Source organism: Clostridium sp. HCS.1, from assembly GCF_047900555.1.
Lineage (GTDB): Bacteria > Bacillota > Clostridia > Clostridiales > Clostridiaceae > Clostridium.
This window is the reverse complement of the sequence record NZ_CP170704.1, coordinates 1,644,517-1,661,052: the sequence shown is the minus strand read 5'-3', so window position 1 is coordinate 1,661,052 and position 16,536 is coordinate 1,644,517. Positions and strand designations below refer to the sequence as shown.

20 protein-coding genes are annotated in these 16,536 nt (G+C 27.7%); 3 read left to right on the top strand and 17 right to left on the bottom strand.

Annotated features, from left to right (window positions below):
- Positions 1-251 precede the first annotated feature (251 nt).
- The 4 genes from ACFYH6_RS07935 to ACFYH6_RS07920 all read right to left on the bottom strand — a co-directional run bounded on the left by ACFYH6_RS07935 (position 252) and on the right by ACFYH6_RS07920 (position 2,590).
- A complete protein-coding gene (locus ACFYH6_RS07935) occupies positions 252-665 on the bottom strand; it encodes a HutP family protein (protein ID WP_316344842.1) in 414 nt (137 codons plus the stop codon).
- A 29-nt stretch (positions 666-694) separates the two neighbouring features.
- Positions 695-1,147, bottom strand: coding sequence for a MarR family winged helix-turn-helix transcriptional regulator (locus ACFYH6_RS07930; RefSeq protein WP_316344844.1), 453 nt, complete (start codon positions 1,145-1,147; stop codon positions 695-697).
- Between the two features lie 121 nt (positions 1,148-1,268).
- Positions 1,269-1,967 carry an MgtC/SapB family protein gene (locus ACFYH6_RS07925; RefSeq protein WP_416180332.1) on the bottom strand — a complete coding sequence of 233 codons (699 nt, stop codon included), beginning with the start codon at positions 1,965-1,967 and terminating at the stop codon, positions 1,269-1,271.
- A 218-nt stretch (positions 1,968-2,185) separates the two neighbouring features.
- The gene (locus tag ACFYH6_RS07920) at positions 2,186-2,590 is read right to left on the bottom strand and encodes a DUF3592 domain-containing protein (RefSeq protein WP_316344846.1); all 405 of its coding nucleotides are present in this window, start codon (positions 2,588-2,590) and stop codon (positions 2,186-2,188) included.
- A gap of 282 nt (positions 2,591-2,872) precedes the next feature.
- Here ACFYH6_RS07920 and ACFYH6_RS07915 point away from each other — a divergent pair, with 282 nt between their 5' ends.
- Both ACFYH6_RS07915 and ACFYH6_RS07910 read left to right on the top strand, forming a co-directional pair.
- Positions 2,873-3,193 carry a cytochrome C biogenesis protein gene (locus tag ACFYH6_RS07915; protein WP_316344847.1) on the top strand — a complete coding sequence of 107 codons (321 nt, stop codon included), beginning with the start codon at positions 2,873-2,875 and terminating at the stop codon, positions 3,191-3,193.
- 85 nt (positions 3,194-3,278) lie between these two features.
- Positions 3,279-4,547, top strand: a complete 1,269-nt coding sequence (locus ACFYH6_RS07910; RefSeq protein WP_416180333.1) for an FAD-dependent oxidoreductase — start codon at positions 3,279-3,281, stop codon at positions 4,545-4,547.
- 57 nt (positions 4,548-4,604) lie between these two features.
- Here ACFYH6_RS07910 and ACFYH6_RS07905 read toward each other — a convergent pair whose 3' ends face one another.
- The 10 genes from ACFYH6_RS07905 to ACFYH6_RS07860 all read right to left on the bottom strand — a co-directional run bounded on the left by ACFYH6_RS07905 (position 4,605) and on the right by ACFYH6_RS07860 (position 13,424).
- On the bottom strand, positions 4,605-5,399 hold the full coding sequence (locus ACFYH6_RS07905; protein ID WP_316344850.1) for an RnfABCDGE type electron transport complex subunit B: 795 nt from the start codon (positions 5,397-5,399) through the stop codon (positions 4,605-4,607).
- A 12-nt stretch (positions 5,400-5,411) separates the two neighbouring features.
- Positions 5,412-5,990: an electron transport complex subunit RsxA gene (gene rsxA, locus ACFYH6_RS07900; RefSeq protein ID WP_416180334.1), complete on the bottom strand. Its 579-nt coding sequence runs from the start codon at positions 5,988-5,990 to the stop codon at positions 5,412-5,414.
- Positions 5,991-6,004: 14 nt separating this feature from the next.
- Positions 6,005-6,718: an electron transport complex subunit E gene (locus ACFYH6_RS07895; protein ID WP_316344852.1), complete on the bottom strand. Its 714-nt coding sequence runs from the start codon at positions 6,716-6,718 to the stop codon at positions 6,005-6,007.
- Between the two features lie 21 nt (positions 6,719-6,739).
- Positions 6,740-7,354 (bottom strand): RnfABCDGE type electron transport complex subunit G, encoded by a 615-nt coding sequence (locus tag ACFYH6_RS07890; protein WP_416180335.1) that lies wholly within the window; start codon positions 7,352-7,354, stop codon positions 6,740-6,742.
- A 4-nt stretch (positions 7,355-7,358) separates the two neighbouring features.
- Positions 7,359-8,249, bottom strand: a complete 891-nt coding sequence (locus tag ACFYH6_RS07885; protein WP_416180336.1) for an RnfABCDGE type electron transport complex subunit D — start codon at positions 8,247-8,249, stop codon at positions 7,359-7,361.
- Positions 8,250-8,277: 28 nt separating this feature from the next.
- Positions 8,278-9,210: a 4Fe-4S dicluster domain-containing protein gene (locus tag ACFYH6_RS07880; protein ID WP_316344856.1), complete on the bottom strand. Its 933-nt coding sequence runs from the start codon at positions 9,208-9,210 to the stop codon at positions 8,278-8,280.
- 274 nt (positions 9,211-9,484) lie between these two features.
- Positions 9,485-10,414, bottom strand: coding sequence for a tetratricopeptide repeat protein (locus ACFYH6_RS07875; RefSeq protein ID WP_416180337.1), 930 nt, complete (start codon positions 10,412-10,414; stop codon positions 9,485-9,487).
- A gap of 10 nt (positions 10,415-10,424) precedes the next feature.
- Complete coding sequence (locus ACFYH6_RS07870; RefSeq protein WP_416180338.1) at positions 10,425-10,763, bottom strand: hypothetical protein; 339 nt, start codon at positions 10,761-10,763, stop codon at positions 10,425-10,427.
- Between the two features lie 128 nt (positions 10,764-10,891).
- Positions 10,892-13,123: an AAA family ATPase gene (locus tag ACFYH6_RS07865; protein ID WP_416180339.1), complete on the bottom strand. Its 2,232-nt coding sequence runs from the start codon at positions 13,121-13,123 to the stop codon at positions 10,892-10,894.
- Position 13,124: 1 nt separating this feature from the next.
- Complete coding sequence (locus tag ACFYH6_RS07860; RefSeq protein WP_316344144.1) at positions 13,125-13,424, bottom strand: ATP-dependent Clp protease adaptor ClpS; 300 nt, start codon at positions 13,422-13,424, stop codon at positions 13,125-13,127.
- Positions 13,425-13,600: 176 nt separating this feature from the next.
- Here ACFYH6_RS07860 and ACFYH6_RS07855 point away from each other — a divergent pair, with 176 nt between their 5' ends.
- A complete protein-coding gene (locus tag ACFYH6_RS07855; RefSeq protein WP_316344143.1) occupies positions 13,601-14,005 on the top strand; it encodes a hypothetical protein in 405 nt (134 codons plus the stop codon).
- Between the two features lie 91 nt (positions 14,006-14,096).
- On the opposite strand, the gene ACFYH6_RS07850 is transcribed toward ACFYH6_RS07855, so the two are convergent.
- The 3 genes from ACFYH6_RS07850 to ACFYH6_RS07840 form a co-directional block, all read right to left on the bottom strand.
- Positions 14,097-14,675, bottom strand: a complete 579-nt coding sequence (locus ACFYH6_RS07850; RefSeq protein WP_316344142.1) for a hypothetical protein — start codon at positions 14,673-14,675, stop codon at positions 14,097-14,099.
- A gap of 65 nt (positions 14,676-14,740) precedes the next feature.
- Positions 14,741-14,899 carry a hypothetical protein gene (locus ACFYH6_RS07845; protein ID WP_316344141.1) on the bottom strand — a complete coding sequence of 53 codons (159 nt, stop codon included), beginning with the start codon at positions 14,897-14,899 and terminating at the stop codon, positions 14,741-14,743.
- Positions 14,900-14,990: 91 nt separating this feature from the next.
- On the bottom strand, positions 14,991-16,334 hold the full coding sequence (locus ACFYH6_RS07840; protein ID WP_316344140.1) for a PTS sugar transporter subunit IIC: 1,344 nt from the start codon (positions 16,332-16,334) through the stop codon (positions 14,991-14,993).
- Positions 16,335-16,536 lie beyond the last annotated feature (202 nt).

Sequence of the window (16,536 nt, the reverse complement as noted above, 5' to 3'; positions counted from 1 at the left end):
ATACATAAGCACTTTTAGCTTTAACAAAATCTTAAATCCTACAATTCTACATTCCCAATTTACTATAAATATTATATAAATTATAATACTTTATTATTATTTTTAAGATTTTATTATCACTTTTATATTTATCATATAATATCACAATTAGTTTTTTTTGTAAATATATAAAATAACTTGATAAAATTTTCCTTAAATAAAAAAAGACACCAAAGTGCCTTCAAACATTATTTATTTACTTATTTGGGGTTCTAATTAGGAATTGCCCTATGGCCTAATCCTATTACAACTTCATCTAAATGTAAAAGTCCTACACTTAAAAATATACATACACTTAAATGTTCTCCATGTTTTGCAATGCCTATTTTTCCACCTACATTTTGACCACTAGCTCTATTCCATACTTGCATTAAAGCATCTCTAGTTGCTCCTATTACTCCACCTTCATGTAAATGCTCTTCTCTTATAAGACCATTTCTTTTAGATGCAACTAAAGCTCTTTCTAATATTTTAGAAGTGGACTCATTAATATTTCCACCTATATTAACTGCTGTAACAAATATACCTTTTTTCTTAAGTTCAATTTTTAGTTCTTCCTCTTCTTCCCTAGACGAAATAGCCATTCTTGTTGCATACTTTGCAACTTCTAAGCTTGTATTTGCCATAATATCCTCCCATACTACTAATATATTTCTTATTTTATAGATTCACACTTTTCTTTAAAATAATCATTTAATTTTCCTAGTGCCCCTATTAAGACTTCTTTTTCATCTTCAGAAAGAGCATCCAGCATAGTTGTTACCATTTCATTATGGAATCTTTCGTGTAGTCTATGGGCTACCTTTCCTTTTCTAGTTAACTCCACAAGAACTACCCTTCTATCTTCTTCTATTCTACTTCTCTCAACATATTCCTTTTTTATAAGTCTATTAATAGATGTAGTTAGTGTTCCTACTGTTATACCTAAGTCTTGTGCTACTTCACTCATCATTCTTTTTTCTTTTCTTCCGATTGCTTCGATAGTATGCATCTCTCTTACTGATAAATCTGAAAAATGCCCACTTTTTAAAGTTTTTTCTTCAATTTGAAGTATTTCATTAAATATTTTCACTAAAAGTTCATTAACTACACTTATGTCTTTTTTCATAATGAATTATCCCATCCTTTTTTCAATTGTTCCTTATTTAAATAATAATCTAAAGCACATAAAAATTCAATGAAATATGCTATTTATCTGCAAAATATTTTGATAATCAAACTTTTCCATTCTAATAATTATTATTGTTGACTTTAATTATTTGAAAATTTTCTTTTAATTCTCTTAATAATCCCTCTATTTTAATTTCTTTTGTTTTTATTATTGCATATACTGCATACACTTTATTGTCATAATAATTATACTCTATTTTCTTAATTATAATTTTCTTTTTCTCTAAGAATTCTTCTATCTCCTTTTCTATTTTATCTTCTTTAAAATACTCCACTTCAAATTTCTCAAATTTATTTTTAAAAATAAATTTATTTTCTATTCTTTTTAGAAATACTAAGGTTATAAAAATTATAATAGTAGAAAATATGCTTATATAATATCCACCCATACCTATTGCTAAGCCTAAACATGCTACAATCCATAAAGTTGCTGCAGTAGTTAATCCTTTTATATTTCCTCTATTATGAATTATAGCTCCTGCTCCAATAAATCCAACTCCAGTAATTACTTGTGCTCCAAGCCTACCATAATCTATATTTATAACTTGATATAGATTTTCATTTGATTTTAACATAGCTATAGCTTGATTTCCTATTTCTATCTGAAGTAATGAAACTATAGTAGCTCCTAAGCAAACTAAAATATGAGTTCTAAAACCTGCTGCCCTATTTTTTAATTCTCTTTCGTATCCTATTAAACCTCCTATTATTAATGCCATTAATATTCTTATTATTATATCCTTTATAGTAAGCTCCATATTATCTCCTTATTTTTCATCATTTTATTTTTACAATATGAATTATTGCTTAATAAATTGACAAAAAATATGTTATTATATTATTTGCTATTATATTATAAGTATCAAAGATATAGTATATACCTTTTAATAGTTCCTTTAAAATAATAATTAAAAGAGCTGTGAAAAACAGCTCTTTTAATTAAACAACAAATATAAAATACTTTCATTAATATAATTTAAATCATTCCAATTGATAATATTGTAATCAATAATCCCATTATTAAAGCTAAATAATAAAAATTATATATATCATCTCTACTATATATTTTTACTTTATCTGGCTTTCCTTTAGGATATATTACTTCTATTTCATCTCCACATTCTAAATTACATTTGTTACCAAAGATTGATATTGCAATCTTAACACTCTTATTTTCATCTTGTACTTCTATAATCGGATATATTTTTGCATTGTGCATTGTATTATACTCAACTCCAGGTGTTGAATAGGTGTACGCTTCAAATCCTATAACTTTAGCTTTTTTTACAACAAATGCCTTATTTAATATTATTCTTTTAACTAATGTAATACCAGCAATAAAACTTAATGTAATACCAATAATTGAAAATAACACTCCCATTTTCATCCCTCTAATCAAATTTATTTCTCTCAATAATATATTATGCTTAATGGCATTAAAAGATATATTCAGAGTAAACTTTCGTAATTTTACAGTAATATGCTTATTTTCGTAATATTATTTTTCATTTATTTTATCTTTTATAATAAATTATTAGTTTTTTTTAAGGAATTTTATTACTTTTTAAATTTGAATTTTTATTTTCTTTAGACATTTATTTGGTTTACTATTTTATTCCAATAGTCTAATATTAAATTATAGTCATTAATAGGAGGTAATTCTATGAATTATACTAAAGTTAAGTTTGAGATATATGTTCCATTTAGTCATGTAGATAAATTAAGAGAGGCAATTAATAATACAGGAGCATTAAGTATTGGTAAATATGACAATTGTATTTCAATAACTGAATTAACTGGTTATTTTAGGCCTTTAAAATCTTCTAACCCCTACTTAGGTAATGAAAATGAATTAAGTATTGAAAAAGAAGCAAAAATGGAATTTAGGTGTCATAAAGATTTAGCTATAGAAGTAATCAACGTAATAAAAGCTATCCATCCTTATGAAGAACCAGTATACGATATAATACCTATTATAAATTAGAAATTATAATTGTAATTTATGATGGTATCAAATCTAAAATATTAGAATATTTTATTTATAAATACTAATATTTGAGGTATTAATAATGAAAGTTATTGTAATTGGTGGCGGCTTTGCTGGATGTCAAGCTGCAATACAAGCAAAAAAAATGAAGGCAGAGGTTCACCTTATTGAAAGAACAGATATGCTACTTGGCGTTGGAAATGTAGGTGGAATAATGCGAAATAACGGAAGATTTACAGCAGCTGAAGAGTTGTCTTACTTAGGTGCAAATGAAATAATCGATATCATGGACAGCTTATCTCTTCATAAAAATGTAGATTTCACTGGCCATAAACATGCAAGTCTAACAGATATAGCTATGGTTGAACCAAAAATAAGAAACTATCTAATGGCCCTTGGCGTTAATATTCACTTTAAAAGTAGAGCTATAAATATATCTTTAGAAAATAACTCTATTACTAAAATTAAATTATCTAATGGAGATTATATTGAAGGAGATGTATTTATAGAAACTACTGGATCAACAGGTCCTATGACAAATTGTAATAGATATGGTAACGGATGTTCAATGTGTATATTAAGATGTCCTACTTTTGGCGGTAGAGAGAGCTTAAGTTCAAAAGCTGGAATAAATGACATTATAGGACAAAGAAGTAATGGTACCCCTGGTGCAATGAGTGGTTCCTGTGAATTACCTCGTGAGTCGTTATCTAAGGAGTTATTAGAAGAACTTACTACTAAAGGTGTAGTAAGTATTCCTGTACCTTCTGAAGATATTAACTTAGAAAAGCTAAGTCAAAAGGTATGTCAACAATATGCATTAAAAGAATTTGCTGAGAATGTAATTTTATTAGATACTGGTCATATAAAACTTATGACTTCTTACTACCCTATAGAAAAACTGCGTAAGATTCCAGGCCTTGAAAATGCTAGGTATATTGATCCTTTATCTGGTGGAGTATCTAACTCTATTAGATATTTAGCATCAAGCCCTAGAGACAATACAATGAAAATTAAAGGATTAGATAATATGTTTTGTGCTGGTGAAAAGTCAGGCTTTTTTGTAGGACATACAGAAGCTATGGCTACAGGAGCATTAGCAGGTTATAATTCTGTGAAATATGTATTGGGAGAACCTCTTTTAGAATTGCCTAGAGAACTTTCTATAGGAGATATTATTGCTTACTCAAATGAAGTTTTAGATATGGAAAATGGTAAAATGCAAAGACATACTTTTTCAGGTGGAGAATACTTTGAAAGAATGAAAGGTCTAAATCTTTACACCACAGACAAAAACTTAATAAAAAATAGAGTAAATTCCTTATCCTTATTAGGAATATTTAATAAATAAGTTAAAAGGAACTGTCGCAACTATTCATTTTACATTGTGCGACAGCTCCTTTTAATTTTATATCATTACGTTTTTAATTGCTCCAGTAGGACACTTTTTAGTACAAATTTGACAATTCACACATTTATCATAATCTACTTTAGCTAAATTCTTAATTACATGAACAGCATCCTTTGGACAATTTCTCTCACATAATTTACAGCCTATACAAGCAGATGTACAGTTTTCCTTAACATGTCTTCCTATTTCTGTATTATTACACTCTACTCTCACTTTTTTAGAAACAGGTACTGATTCAATAAGTCCCTTTGGACAAATATTTATACATGCTCCACAGTTTGTACATTTATGAATATTAACTTTAGCAATACCATTAACTATTTCAAGCGCACCAAATTCACAGACATTAACACAGCTTCCTAAGCCTAAACACCCATATGAACATGCTTTTGCACCACCATTTACCATAAGAGATGCTGTTAGACAGTCTGTAACACCTTCTAATTCATAATTATTTTTAGCTGAATCACAATTTCCATTACATTTAACAAATGCAGTCATCTTTTCAGAAGAATCTACCTTAATTCCTAAAACTTCTCCAATATCTTCTGCAGTTTTGGCTCCACCAACAGAGCATAAGTTAGGTTTTGCACCTTCCATTACTACTGCCTCTGCATAAGCATCACAACCAGCAAATCCACATCCCCCACAATTTGCACCTGGAAGACACTCTCTTAACTTAGGTATTCTAGGATCTACCTTTACTTCAAAAGCTTTTGACGCAAAGCCTAAAAGTATTCCAAAAACTAAACCTAAAATTCCTAAGCTTAAAGTTGCATATAAAATATTCATACTAAACCTCCCCTAGTGAATTAATCCTTGGAATCCTAAAAAGGCAATTGACATTAAAGCTGCTGTAAATAATGTAATTGGTAACCCTCTTAGAACAACTGGTATATTTTCATTATTATCTATTCTTTCTCTAATAAATGCTAATAGAACTATAGATAGCATATATCCTGATGCAGCACCTAAAGCATTTACTAAAGATTCTATAAAGTTATAATTTTCTTGTATATTTAATGTTGCCATCCCTAACACAGCACAATTTGTAGTAATAAGTGGTAAGTATATTCCTAAAGCCTTGTGAAGAGCTGGAGATAACTTTTTAATAGCCATTTCAACAAATTGAACTAATGCTGCTATAACTAATACATTAGCTATAGTTTTTAAGTATTCAAGATTAAATCTAACTAATATTTGATTATAAACAAGCCATGACATTACTGATGCTAAAATCATAACAAAGGTAACAGCAAATCCCATTCCTATAGCTGCATCTTTTTTCTTTGAAACTCCAAGGAATGAACAAATTCCTAGGAATTTAGAAAGTACAAAGTTATTTACAAGCATTGCTGCTATAAAAATCATAAATAATTCCATAAGTTCCACCCCTCTTAGTTTTTATTAATTTCTTTAATTTCACTTCCTGAAGAAGTACTGCAAGATCCAGTTCCACATCCTGAACAGCTTCCACAACTATGTTCTAAAGGCTTAACTTCTTCACCTGTTTTAGCTGCTTTTCTCATATTATAAGCATTTATAGCAACCATAAGTCCTCCTACAGTGAAAAAGGCACCTGGTGCTAATATCATAATAGAAGCAGGCTTAATAGTTTCAGGAATAATTTGAATTCCTAAAATTTGACCAGCACCTAATATTTCTCTAAATGTTCCAATTAAAAATAATGCTATAGTAAATCCTAATCCCATCCCAATTGCATCAAATATAGAAGGTAGTATTTGATTCTTTGATGCATAAGCTTCAGCTCTTCCTAAGATTATACAGTTAACAACTATTAATGGTATAAATATTCCAAGTGAAGAATAAAGACTTGGTAAATATCCTTGCATTAGCATATCAATTATTGTAACAAAAGATGCTATAACTACTATATACGCTGGTATTCTTATTTCATCTGGAATTAATTTTCTTATTGCTGAAATTATCATATTAGAAAATATTAATACAACAGTTGAAGCTAGTCCCATTCCCAAAGCATTTTCTGCACTTGTTGTAACAGCTAGAGTCGGACACATAGCTAAAACTTGTACAAAAATTGGATTTTCAGTAATTATTCCATTTTTTAATCTTTCAATTAATTTATTCATTGCTTTCCTCCTAATTTAATATTAATTTGAGCTAGCGCCTGTATCTGCATCAGTTTCTACCTTTGGTTCTACTGTTTCACCTTTTACCTTTTCTAAATAGAATGTAATAGCTTCATTTACAGCATTTACAGATGCTTTACTTGAAGTTGTAGCTCCTGATATAGCTTCTACTTCATTATCTTTATTAGGAGTAACTTTTACTATTTCTAAATAATCTGTTGCAGGTTTATCTTTAAATCTTTCAGTAAATTTATCCTCAGATATTTTTGCACCTAATCCAGGTGTTTCACTATGTGATAATACTTTCATACCTGTAACTTTATCTTCTTTAGAAATTCCAACAACAAAGTCAACTGCTCCATGGAATCCTTTGCTAGTTACTTTCATAACATAACCTACAATATCATTTCCATTAACAGCTTCATAAATTTCTTTAATTGCGCTTTCAGAATCTATTTCAATAGTGCTATCTTGAATTTTTTCTGCAGATGGCATTATATAGTTTAGATCTTCCTTGCTTATTTTAGAATTTTCTAAAATAGCTTCTTTAGTTAAATCATTAGCAAATCCAAGTAATAACCCTGAAATCATAGTTATTAATAGAAGGATTCCTCCTAGCTTAAAGTTTCTTTTCATATTATTAAGCCTCCTTCTTAACCTTAAATTTTTTGGTTGTTAAATATTCTATTAAAGGAGTAAATAAATTTATAATGATAATAGCGTAATATGGTCCCTCAGGATTAAATCCTTTAACTGCTATAATTGAAGCACATATACCTGCCATTATTCCAAATATGTATTGTCCTACTCTAGTCATTGGAGTTGTTCCATAATCAGTAGTCATAAAAATTGCAGCTACAAAAAATGCACCTGGTAATAATAATTCTTTATCAAATATGTTGTACATAGCCATTGCTGATAAAATGAAAGCTACTGGTCCTCTTAAACTAATTCTTCCTCTAATAGCTAAGTAAAGTCCACCTAAACATAAAGCTAAGATAGATACTTCTCCAATGCTTCCTGATGCTTGGCCTATAATTTTATCTATTAATGGAACTACTACATCTACAGTTTCTGATGCTGATGAAGTTGCATCTGCTACTGGTTTTGCCATAACCCCTGCCCATGCAGCAATTAAGAATGCTTTAGTAGCAGCTGCTGGATTCATAAAGTTTTGTCCATATCCACCAAAAAATTGCTTTACAACTATAGTTGCAAAAATTGATCCTATAATTGGTATCCATAATGGAACATAGGTTGGCATTATTAAACCTAAAATTATACCTAGTACTATAGGGCTTAAATCTGTTAAAAAGGATGTTTTCTTAACAAACTTATTCCAAAGTCCCTCAGCAATAATGCTAGCTAAAATTGTAGTAATTATTATTTTAGCAGCATCAAATTTATAAAAATAAATACCCGCAAATATAGATGGAATTAAAGCTATAATATAATCCATCATTATCTTATTAATCCCAAGACCTTTTTTCACATAAGGTGATGGTGATACTTTAAGATTTCTACTTTCCACACTTTTCACTCCTATTCAGATTATTTTGTTAGTTAAATACTTTTGAAGTTTTTATTATTTGTGCTACTTCAATATTTGAAGGACATACAAAACTACATAGCCCACAATCTATACATTTGTTTCCTCCAAATTTAATAAACTCTTCTTTTTCATTTCTTCTAGATAAATCCATAAGTTTTATAGGACTTAACCCTTCAGGACATACTCTTAAGCACTTAGAACAATTAATACAACTATATTTTTCACTTGATGGTAAATCTGTTTTACTTAAGAATAATAATCCTTTTGAATCCTTATTAATTTTTGAATCTATATTATATACAGGAGTACCATTTAAGCTTCCTCCATCTATAATTTTTTCGAGAATATCCTTATTTCCCTTCAACTCTTCAAAAACTTCTTTATATGTAGTATTACTATTAATAGCAATTACTTTATTCCCTTCAACTGCGCTACCATAAACAGTAATATATTTTTCTAATTCTTTTCCTAATAAGGATTGTCCTAGATTAATAATATCTAATATGTCGTATATAATAACATTCTTATTTTCGCCATACACTTTACTTATAAGCTTATCCTCATATAGATCTGTAATAGCAGGAACTTTGATAACTTCACCATACATTCCTAATTCTTTAAATAAGTTTTTATCTTTTTTATCAACTACAAACTTAACTTCATTTAAAGAATTAATTTTCTCTAATCCTTTCTTTAATTCTTCTTTTTTTTCATTTACTATAATTCCATATCCATTTAAATTGGGTTGAAAGCTAAAAGCCTTAACTATTACTTTTTTATCTTTATTATTTTCGTAATGTGAACTTAAACTTTCATCAATTTCCTTAGCAGATAATTCTTCTAAGTTCTCTTTCTTTACTAAAGTTTGTGATAATTTAGAATCAATTAATGTAAATAATTTATTTGAAACTTTTACATTATTAAATAGATTAATTAACACTCTAAAACCTCCTATATATAGTATTCGACATTAAGCCCACAAATTTAATTTGTAATTTGGCGAGCATTTTCATATTACCACAAATGGAGGCTTCTCACAACTTTTGTAATATTTTTAACAATACTTTTAACTAAAAATTTAAATTTATTTTAAAATTTATCTATAAATTCCAATTGTTTGTATATAAAAAATAACTATTATTTATTATAATTATAAAATTGTTATATTTTTAACAAAACAAAAAAAGAGCTATAAATAACAGCTCTTCTTATTCTTAAGAATTTTTTAAAGAAACATAGTCCTTATATTCTTGTAATTCTCTTAATTTACTTAACTCTTCATCCTTCTTCATATAATCAAAAAATATATCATTCATTTCTATACTCTTTAATAAATCTTTAAATCCTAATTTAAATTCATTTATATTAGTATAAAAGCAACATCTATTATAATATAAGAAACTTGCATTTGGATTATATTCTATACCTTTGCTTATAATTTCTATAGCAGTTCTAAAATCCCCTTTTTCTTTATATATTATAGCTAAATTTAAATAACTATATGGATATTTAGGATTTTCATTTATTGATTTAAGATAAAATTCCTTTGCTTCTTCTTCATTGTTTAAATTCTTAAGTAATACTCCCATATTAAATAAAACTCTAAAATTCCTAGGCTCTATACTTAAAGCTTCCCTCATATATATTAGGGCTTCTTCATAATCTCCCATTTCTTCATAAATACAACCTAAATTAGCATTTGCCCATAAATCTCTTGGCACTAATTCTATAACTTTTTTATAATACTCAATTGCATTATTCACATCCTTTAATTCATCATAAGCATTTGCTAAGAAAAAATATGCTCTATCATATTTGGGATCTAGTTCAATTGCCTTCTTATAAAATTCTATAGCTTCTTCTAAGAATCCATCTTCATCGTATAAAACTCCAAGTCCATAATAAGCCCTCGCATCAGTTTCATCCCTATCAATGGCAATCCTATATTTTTCTTCTGCTTCATTTTTATAACCAAGTTTATCATAAAGTAAAGCCATATCAAGAATAAGTTCTATATCATTCTTTCCTTCTTCAAATCTAAAAGCCTTATTATAAAATTTAAGAGCCTTAGAATATTCTTTTTCTTGCACAAAATTTCTTGCTATATTTAAATAATTTTCAAAAATATATTTTTTATCTGACATCCTTACCTCATTATTCCTTTAAAAAAATTTGTATTCCTTTCATAATAATATTAAAGAATACTACTTCAATTATACCAATAAGACCAATAACAATAATAAAATTCATATTGAAATATATTGCTGAGGAAGATAGAAAAACGTATAAAGCCCCTTCAACTAAAACAATTTCTCCAATCCATATTGAAAAACTTTTAATATCAGATATTTTTTCAATATCAAAATCTGCATTTATATAAGAAAAACTTTCTACTATTGGTTTTAAAATTGATAGCTTTTTCTTTGTAGTTACTAAGCCACCTATAATAAGTTCTGTAACTCCCCATACTAATATTAATATATTTAGAAACAAAATTAATCCCTCCATTTATAAGATTACTTTATATAATATATATTTTATATCTTTTTTTATCAAAGTAAAATAATATTATATAACAATATAAAATTAATTAGGAGCTGTATATGCAGCTCCTAAAATTATTACTTTGTAAGTTTAAAAGTATTATTTTCTATATCTACTATACAACTTCCACCCTTTGATAAATCTCCAAATAATAATTCATCAACTAACAGAGGTTTTATTTCTGAATTAATAACTCTTATTATTTCTCTGGCTCCAAATTCCTTAGATAATCCCTTTTCACTTATAAAAGCAATAGCTTTATCAGTAAATGTTAATTCTATACTTTTTTCCTTTAATTTATCTTTAAATTTATTTAATTCCTTATTAGTAATATCTCTTGCCATATCTTCATTTATTTGATTAAATACAACTATTTTATCTAATCTATTCCTAAATTCAGGAGTAAATGCCCTTTTAACTTCATCACTTATAGCTTCATTATTTACTGTCCCTCTTGCAAATCCAACTAAATTTTTACCTATATCTCTAGCTCCAGCATTTGAGGTCATAATTAATATAACATTTCTGAAATCTGCCTTTCTTCCTTTATTATCTGTTAGTGTTGCATAATCCATTACTTGTAATAAAACACTTAATATATCAGGATGAGCTTTTTCTATTTCATCTAACAATAATACACAATTTGGCTTCTTTCTAATTGTATCAGTTAAAAGACCACCTTCTTCATAACCTACATATCCTGGTGGAGATCCTATAAGTTTAGATGCTGCATGCCTTTCACCATATTCACTCATATCAAATCTTACTAGTTCTATACCTAAAGTCTTTGATAACACCTTAGCTATTTCAGTTTTACCAACACCAGTTGGTCCAACAAATAGCATTGATGCAACTGGCTTATCTTCATCATTTAATCCAGCTCTTGACATCTTAATACATCTTGAAACTTCTTCTATTGCTTGATTTTGACCAAATATTGCATTTTTTAATTCTTCTTCTAGTATTTTTAGTGATTTTATTTCTGTATTTTCTATGGTTTTCTTAGGGATATGACATATCTTAGATATTATTTCTTCAATTATAGATTCATCTACTAATCCACTAGAATATTTTTCTCTATTTATATCTACAAATGCTCCTGCTTCATCTATTATATCTATAGCTTTATCAGGTAAGAATTTATCATTAATATATTTAGAGCTTAAATTAACAGCTGATTTTAATGCTTCATCAGTATAACTTACTTTATGATACTCTTCAAATACATCCTTAACACCTTCTAATATATCTATGGTTTCTTCAATAGAAGTTTCCTTCACTTCTATTACTTGAAATCTTCTTACTAGTGCTTTATCCTTCTCAAAATACTTTTTGTAATCATCATAGGTAGTTGCTCCTATAAACCTTATTTTCCCTTCAAGTAAATATCCTTTTATCAGGCTTCCTCCATCTAAGGAACTACCATTTAAAGCACCAGCACCAACAATATTATGAATTTCATCTATATAAACTATTGGATTATCATAAGTCTTTATTTCATCTAATATTTGTTTAATTCTTTCTTCAAAATCTCCTCTATACTTTGTTCCTGCAAGTATAGTTCCTATATCTAATGAAAATATTTCAGCATCCTTTAATTTTTCTGGAACATTTCCTTCTTTAATTTGTTTAGCAAGTCCCATTGTTATTGCAGTTTTTCCAACCCCAGGTTCTCCAATATGAATTGGATTATTTTTAGTTCTTCTGCATAATATTTGTATTGTCCTATCAATTATGTCTTCTCTTCCTACTAAAGGATAGTTATCTTCTTCAATTAATTCTGTTAAATTAGTACAAAAAGTGCTAACTATACTTTTATCTTTCTTTTCTTCAGGTTTATTAACTCTAATTATTTTAATAGCATCTTTAGCTAAATCTTCTTCCTCTGATTTATTATGAGAAAGTTCAAATAATAAATCTTGTTTTGTTATTCCTTGCTTATCTAGATAATATACTGCATAGCTATCCTTTAATGCATAAATTGCTGAAATAACATGCTCTAAAGCTACGTAATTTCTTTCGCTAAAGGCTGCTTGTTGAGTAGCCACTATTAATACATTTTTAATTCCAAAGCTTTCTTCTGGTTCCCCATCTTCTTCAAATTTATCTAAGTTTTCATTAATATAGCTTATTAAATCATCTTTTAATTCTTCAACATTTCCATTTAATTTAACAATTACATTCTTAAATACATCATCCTCTAAAGCACTTAATAGTAAATGTTCAGGTGTAACATATTCATTTTTATTAGTTTTTGCTGTGCTATAAGCTCTAAGCAAAATATCTCGTACCACTTTACTTATATCCATTTTAATCCTCCTCTACTGTAAGCTTAAAGGGAAATCCCTCTTCTCTTGCCATTGACATAGCTTTATTTTTCTTAGTAACAGCTATATCATAACTATAAACTCCTGCTATACCTTTACCTACGTTATGAACTTCCATCATAATCTTATTAGCTTCTTCAAAACTCTTATTAAAAATAATATTTAAAATAGCAACTACAAATTCCATAGTTGTAAAATCATCGTTATACATAATAACCTTATATTTTTTGGGCTCTTTAGCTTTAATGTGGTTTTTTTCTATTATCTTTGAATTAGTTTCCAAAACAACTCCTCCATTTTTCCTTTTGATTCTATAATGAAGAAAAATATCCTTATTTGATATTCATTATATATTATATTGTATTTAGTTGCAAAATACTATCACTTGATATTTTCTATTATTATATTTTTATGTAACTAATAGTTTTAAAATCATATACTATAATGAGGTGATAAGTCATGGAAGAGCAAAATATAAATGGGAATAACGAAAGAGTTGAACCTAATAATAATTCTTATCTAACATTATATGAAACTAACGAAGTATTGAAACAATTACCTAAAATTCTTAATCAAATGAAAAACATAATTTTAAGCACTAATAATAGCTTAGCACTATTACAAACTGAAGTTACTATAATGAAATCAGAACAAGAAAAATTTAAAAAGGATGTTACTCGAGCTTTAAATATTGTTTCTAATAAATTTTCAAATATAGATAAAATAGAAGAAGATTTAAATATTTTAGATGAAATTCTAGGTAAAAGATTTAGTGATATAGAGGATGAAATAATTTTAACTCAGCAAATGGCAGCTAAAAACCTAAATGAAGTCTTAAAATTTAAAGAACATTGGAAAATCTAGTAGGGCTGCGATTTCAAATTCCAGTCCTTTTTTACTTTTTATAAAAATAAAATTAAAAAGAGTAAATGAATAACCACTTACTCTCATAGTACTATTTTATTTCCATAGTTCCTGTTATTTTTGAACCCTCATCTATATGAAATGAATTTTTTTCTTCTTCATTATTAAAATATACATTTCCTTCTATTGTAGTTCCTTCTATATTTACTTCTTTAGCTTCTATATAAAGATCTCCTTTAATAGTTCCACCTTCTATTTTAGCATTTTCATCTTTAATAATAAGTTTAGGTAAAGTTAAAGTGTAATCTGCTATTTTTTCTTTATTTTCATTTGTCTTATATAAAGCAACTACTCTTGAAGTATCATCCATTTTATTTGGGTTATCTTTATTAGGTTTTTTAAAACCTGAGTTTAAAACAATTTCTTTAGAAGTTTCTACATCATTTTCTAATATCACTATCCAACTTTCATTAACAGCCCTCATTAGCTTCTCTTCATCTGTTACTCTTGAAGGAGATGTTACCATATCAACGGTTCCATTATTTTTATTAGTTTCAGATTTATTACTATCTGTTGCATTAGGTGTTGTTTCATTTTTATTATTTCTACCACACCCCACAGACAATAAAGTAACCATAGCTAAAGGTATTACTAATGACTTAAATTTCATTTTAATGACCTCCTAAATTTTAATCATTAATAATTTCCCCATATTTATATAAAATATTTATATTTTTATTTAATTCCTTTTAGTAAATATACTAATAATATTAAGCTTATAATTGCACAAATATTAGTAACTGCTGAAGCCTTCCTTTTTCTTACTTTTTCATCATCCTTATTTTCAGTAGTGTAAGTAAATAAATGTGTAAATTTATATAAAATTTCTTTCATAATATCAACTCCTAATTATTATAGAAAAAGGATAGCATATAAACTATCCCTTTTCCATTTATTTAAATATTATTGTTTGTTAGGTAAATTATTAAACCATTGCAGCTGCTGCCTCAGATCTTTCAAGTTCTAAGTTCTTCTTATCAGCGTACATTACAAATGGTAAGTAAATAAATATAGAAACTGCAATGTTAATTAGTGCTACAACTGCTCCTTGCCATTGTCCAGTAGCCAAGAATGCTGATATTACTGGAGGAGTAGTCCATGGAACTACTGCTGATGCTGGAGCAACAAATCCAATTACACTAAAGAAGTAAGCTATACATGCTGATACCATTGGTGCTGCTATAAATGGAATTATATAAATCGGATTTAAAACTATTGGTAATCCAAAAATAACTGGCTCGTTTATATTAAAGAATGCTGGTCCAGTTGCAACATTTCTAATTGACTTATTAACAGCACTCTTTGAATTAATTATCATAGCTATCATTAATGCTGCAGTTATTCCTGATCCACCAAGGTTAACATATGAATCTAAGAATTGACTGTTTATAATATTAACTCCTTGAGTTTCTCCTGCTGCTATGGCAGCCATATTTTCAGCTGTTAAAGCAAGGAATATAGAATTTATAACAGGTGCTAATATATTTGATCCATGTAATCCAAAGAACCATAAAATTTGTTGTATTAATATTAATCCTAATAATACTGGTAAAGAATTTGCAAGTCCCATTAAAGGTTTTGATATTAAATTATATACATGTAAATAAACTTCTGCATATCCAAATGCATCACAAATTGCAAATACAATTCCCACTAAAGTTAATGTAATCATAGTTGGTAATAAAGCAGAGAATGATCTTGATACAGCTGGTGGTACTCCATCTGGTAACTTAATAACTAATTTTTTATTTTGAGCTAACTTAGCAAATATTGTACCTGTAATTAAGGTAACAATTAATATAGTAATTAATCCTGAAGGTCCAAGCCATTTTGTAAATAATCCTGGTTCCCATCCAAGTGTTCCTGCATCAAATCCACCCCAAGTAACTGGTGCTTTATATGCAAACATATTTGTTAATATTAAGCTTGATGCTAATGTAACTAATCCTGTTGCAAATCCATCGACATCATATGATTTACCTAATGCATATCCAATAGATATTGCGGCAAATAATCCCATTAAAAACATTGATCCGCCATAAACATTTAAAGCTATTACATCTAACCAATGTAATGGTTGTCCTGCAGCAAATAAATCTTTAACTGATTGAATCGGAAAATTGTGAATTAAAAGTCCGAAAGAACCAATTATCATAAGTGGCATTATTGTAGCAAAACCATCACGAATAGCTACTAAGTGTCTTTGAGCACCTATCTTTGATGCTACTGGAACAATGTATCGTTCCATAAAGTTCATGAATTTTTCCATTTAAAAATCCCCCTTAATTTTTGTTTTACTGATTACTCCTAAAGATTTGTATTAATGATTTCATTGGAAAGAGCTCTCAGTTAATAATTTAATAAATTTAAAATCCTTTACATTGAAAGTTGTAAAAGTTTTATTTATTTTTACAACTTTATATAAAGCAATTTGCATGCCAACTTTATTTTTTATTTTAAAATAGCTTAGC

Coding starts and splice junctions, on each gene's coding strand:
- ACFYH6_RS07935 (WP_316344842.1), bottom strand. CDS start 665: ATGGCAAATACAAGCTTAGAAGTTGCAAAGTATGCAACAAGAATGGCT.
- ACFYH6_RS07930 (WP_316344844.1), bottom strand. CDS start 1,147: ATGAAAAAAGACATAAGTGTAGTTAATGAACTTTTAGTGAAAATATTT.
- ACFYH6_RS07925 (WP_416180332.1), bottom strand. CDS start 1,967: ATGGAGCTTACTATAAAGGATATAATAATAAGAATATTAATGGCATTA.
- ACFYH6_RS07920 (WP_316344846.1), bottom strand. CDS start 2,590: ATGGGAGTGTTATTTTCAATTATTGGTATTACATTAAGTTTTATTGCT.
- ACFYH6_RS07915 (WP_316344847.1), top strand. CDS start 2,873: ATGAATTATACTAAAGTTAAGTTTGAGATATATGTTCCATTTAGTCAT.
- ACFYH6_RS07910 (WP_416180333.1), top strand. CDS start 3,279: ATGAAAGTTATTGTAATTGGTGGCGGCTTTGCTGGATGTCAAGCTGCA.
- ACFYH6_RS07905 (WP_316344850.1), bottom strand. CDS start 5,399: ATGAATATTTTATATGCAACTTTAAGCTTAGGAATTTTAGGTTTAGTT.
- rsxA (WP_416180334.1), bottom strand. CDS start 5,990: ATGGAATTATTTATGATTTTTATAGCAGCAATGCTTGTAAATAACTTT.
- ACFYH6_RS07895 (WP_316344852.1), bottom strand. CDS start 6,718: ATGAATAAATTAATTGAAAGATTAAAAAATGGAATAATTACTGAAAAT.
- ACFYH6_RS07890 (WP_416180335.1), bottom strand. CDS start 7,354: ATGAAAAGAAACTTTAAGCTAGGAGGAATCCTTCTATTAATAACTATG.
- ACFYH6_RS07875 (WP_416180337.1), bottom strand. CDS start 10,414: ATGTCAGATAAAAAATATATTTTTGAAAATTATTTAAATATAGCAAGA.
- ACFYH6_RS07865 (WP_416180339.1), bottom strand. CDS start 13,123: ATGGATATAAGTAAAGTGGTACGAGATATTTTGCTTAGAGCTTATAGC.
- ACFYH6_RS07855 (WP_316344143.1), top strand. CDS start 13,601: ATGGAAGAGCAAAATATAAATGGGAATAACGAAAGAGTTGAACCTAAT.
- ACFYH6_RS07850 (WP_316344142.1), bottom strand. CDS start 14,675: ATGAAATTTAAGTCATTAGTAATACCTTTAGCTATGGTTACTTTATTG.
- ACFYH6_RS07845 (WP_316344141.1), bottom strand. CDS start 14,899: ATGAAAGAAATTTTATATAAATTTACACATTTATTTACTTACACTACT.
- ACFYH6_RS07840 (WP_316344140.1), bottom strand. CDS start 16,334: ATGGAAAAATTCATGAACTTTATGGAACGATACATTGTTCCAGTAGCA.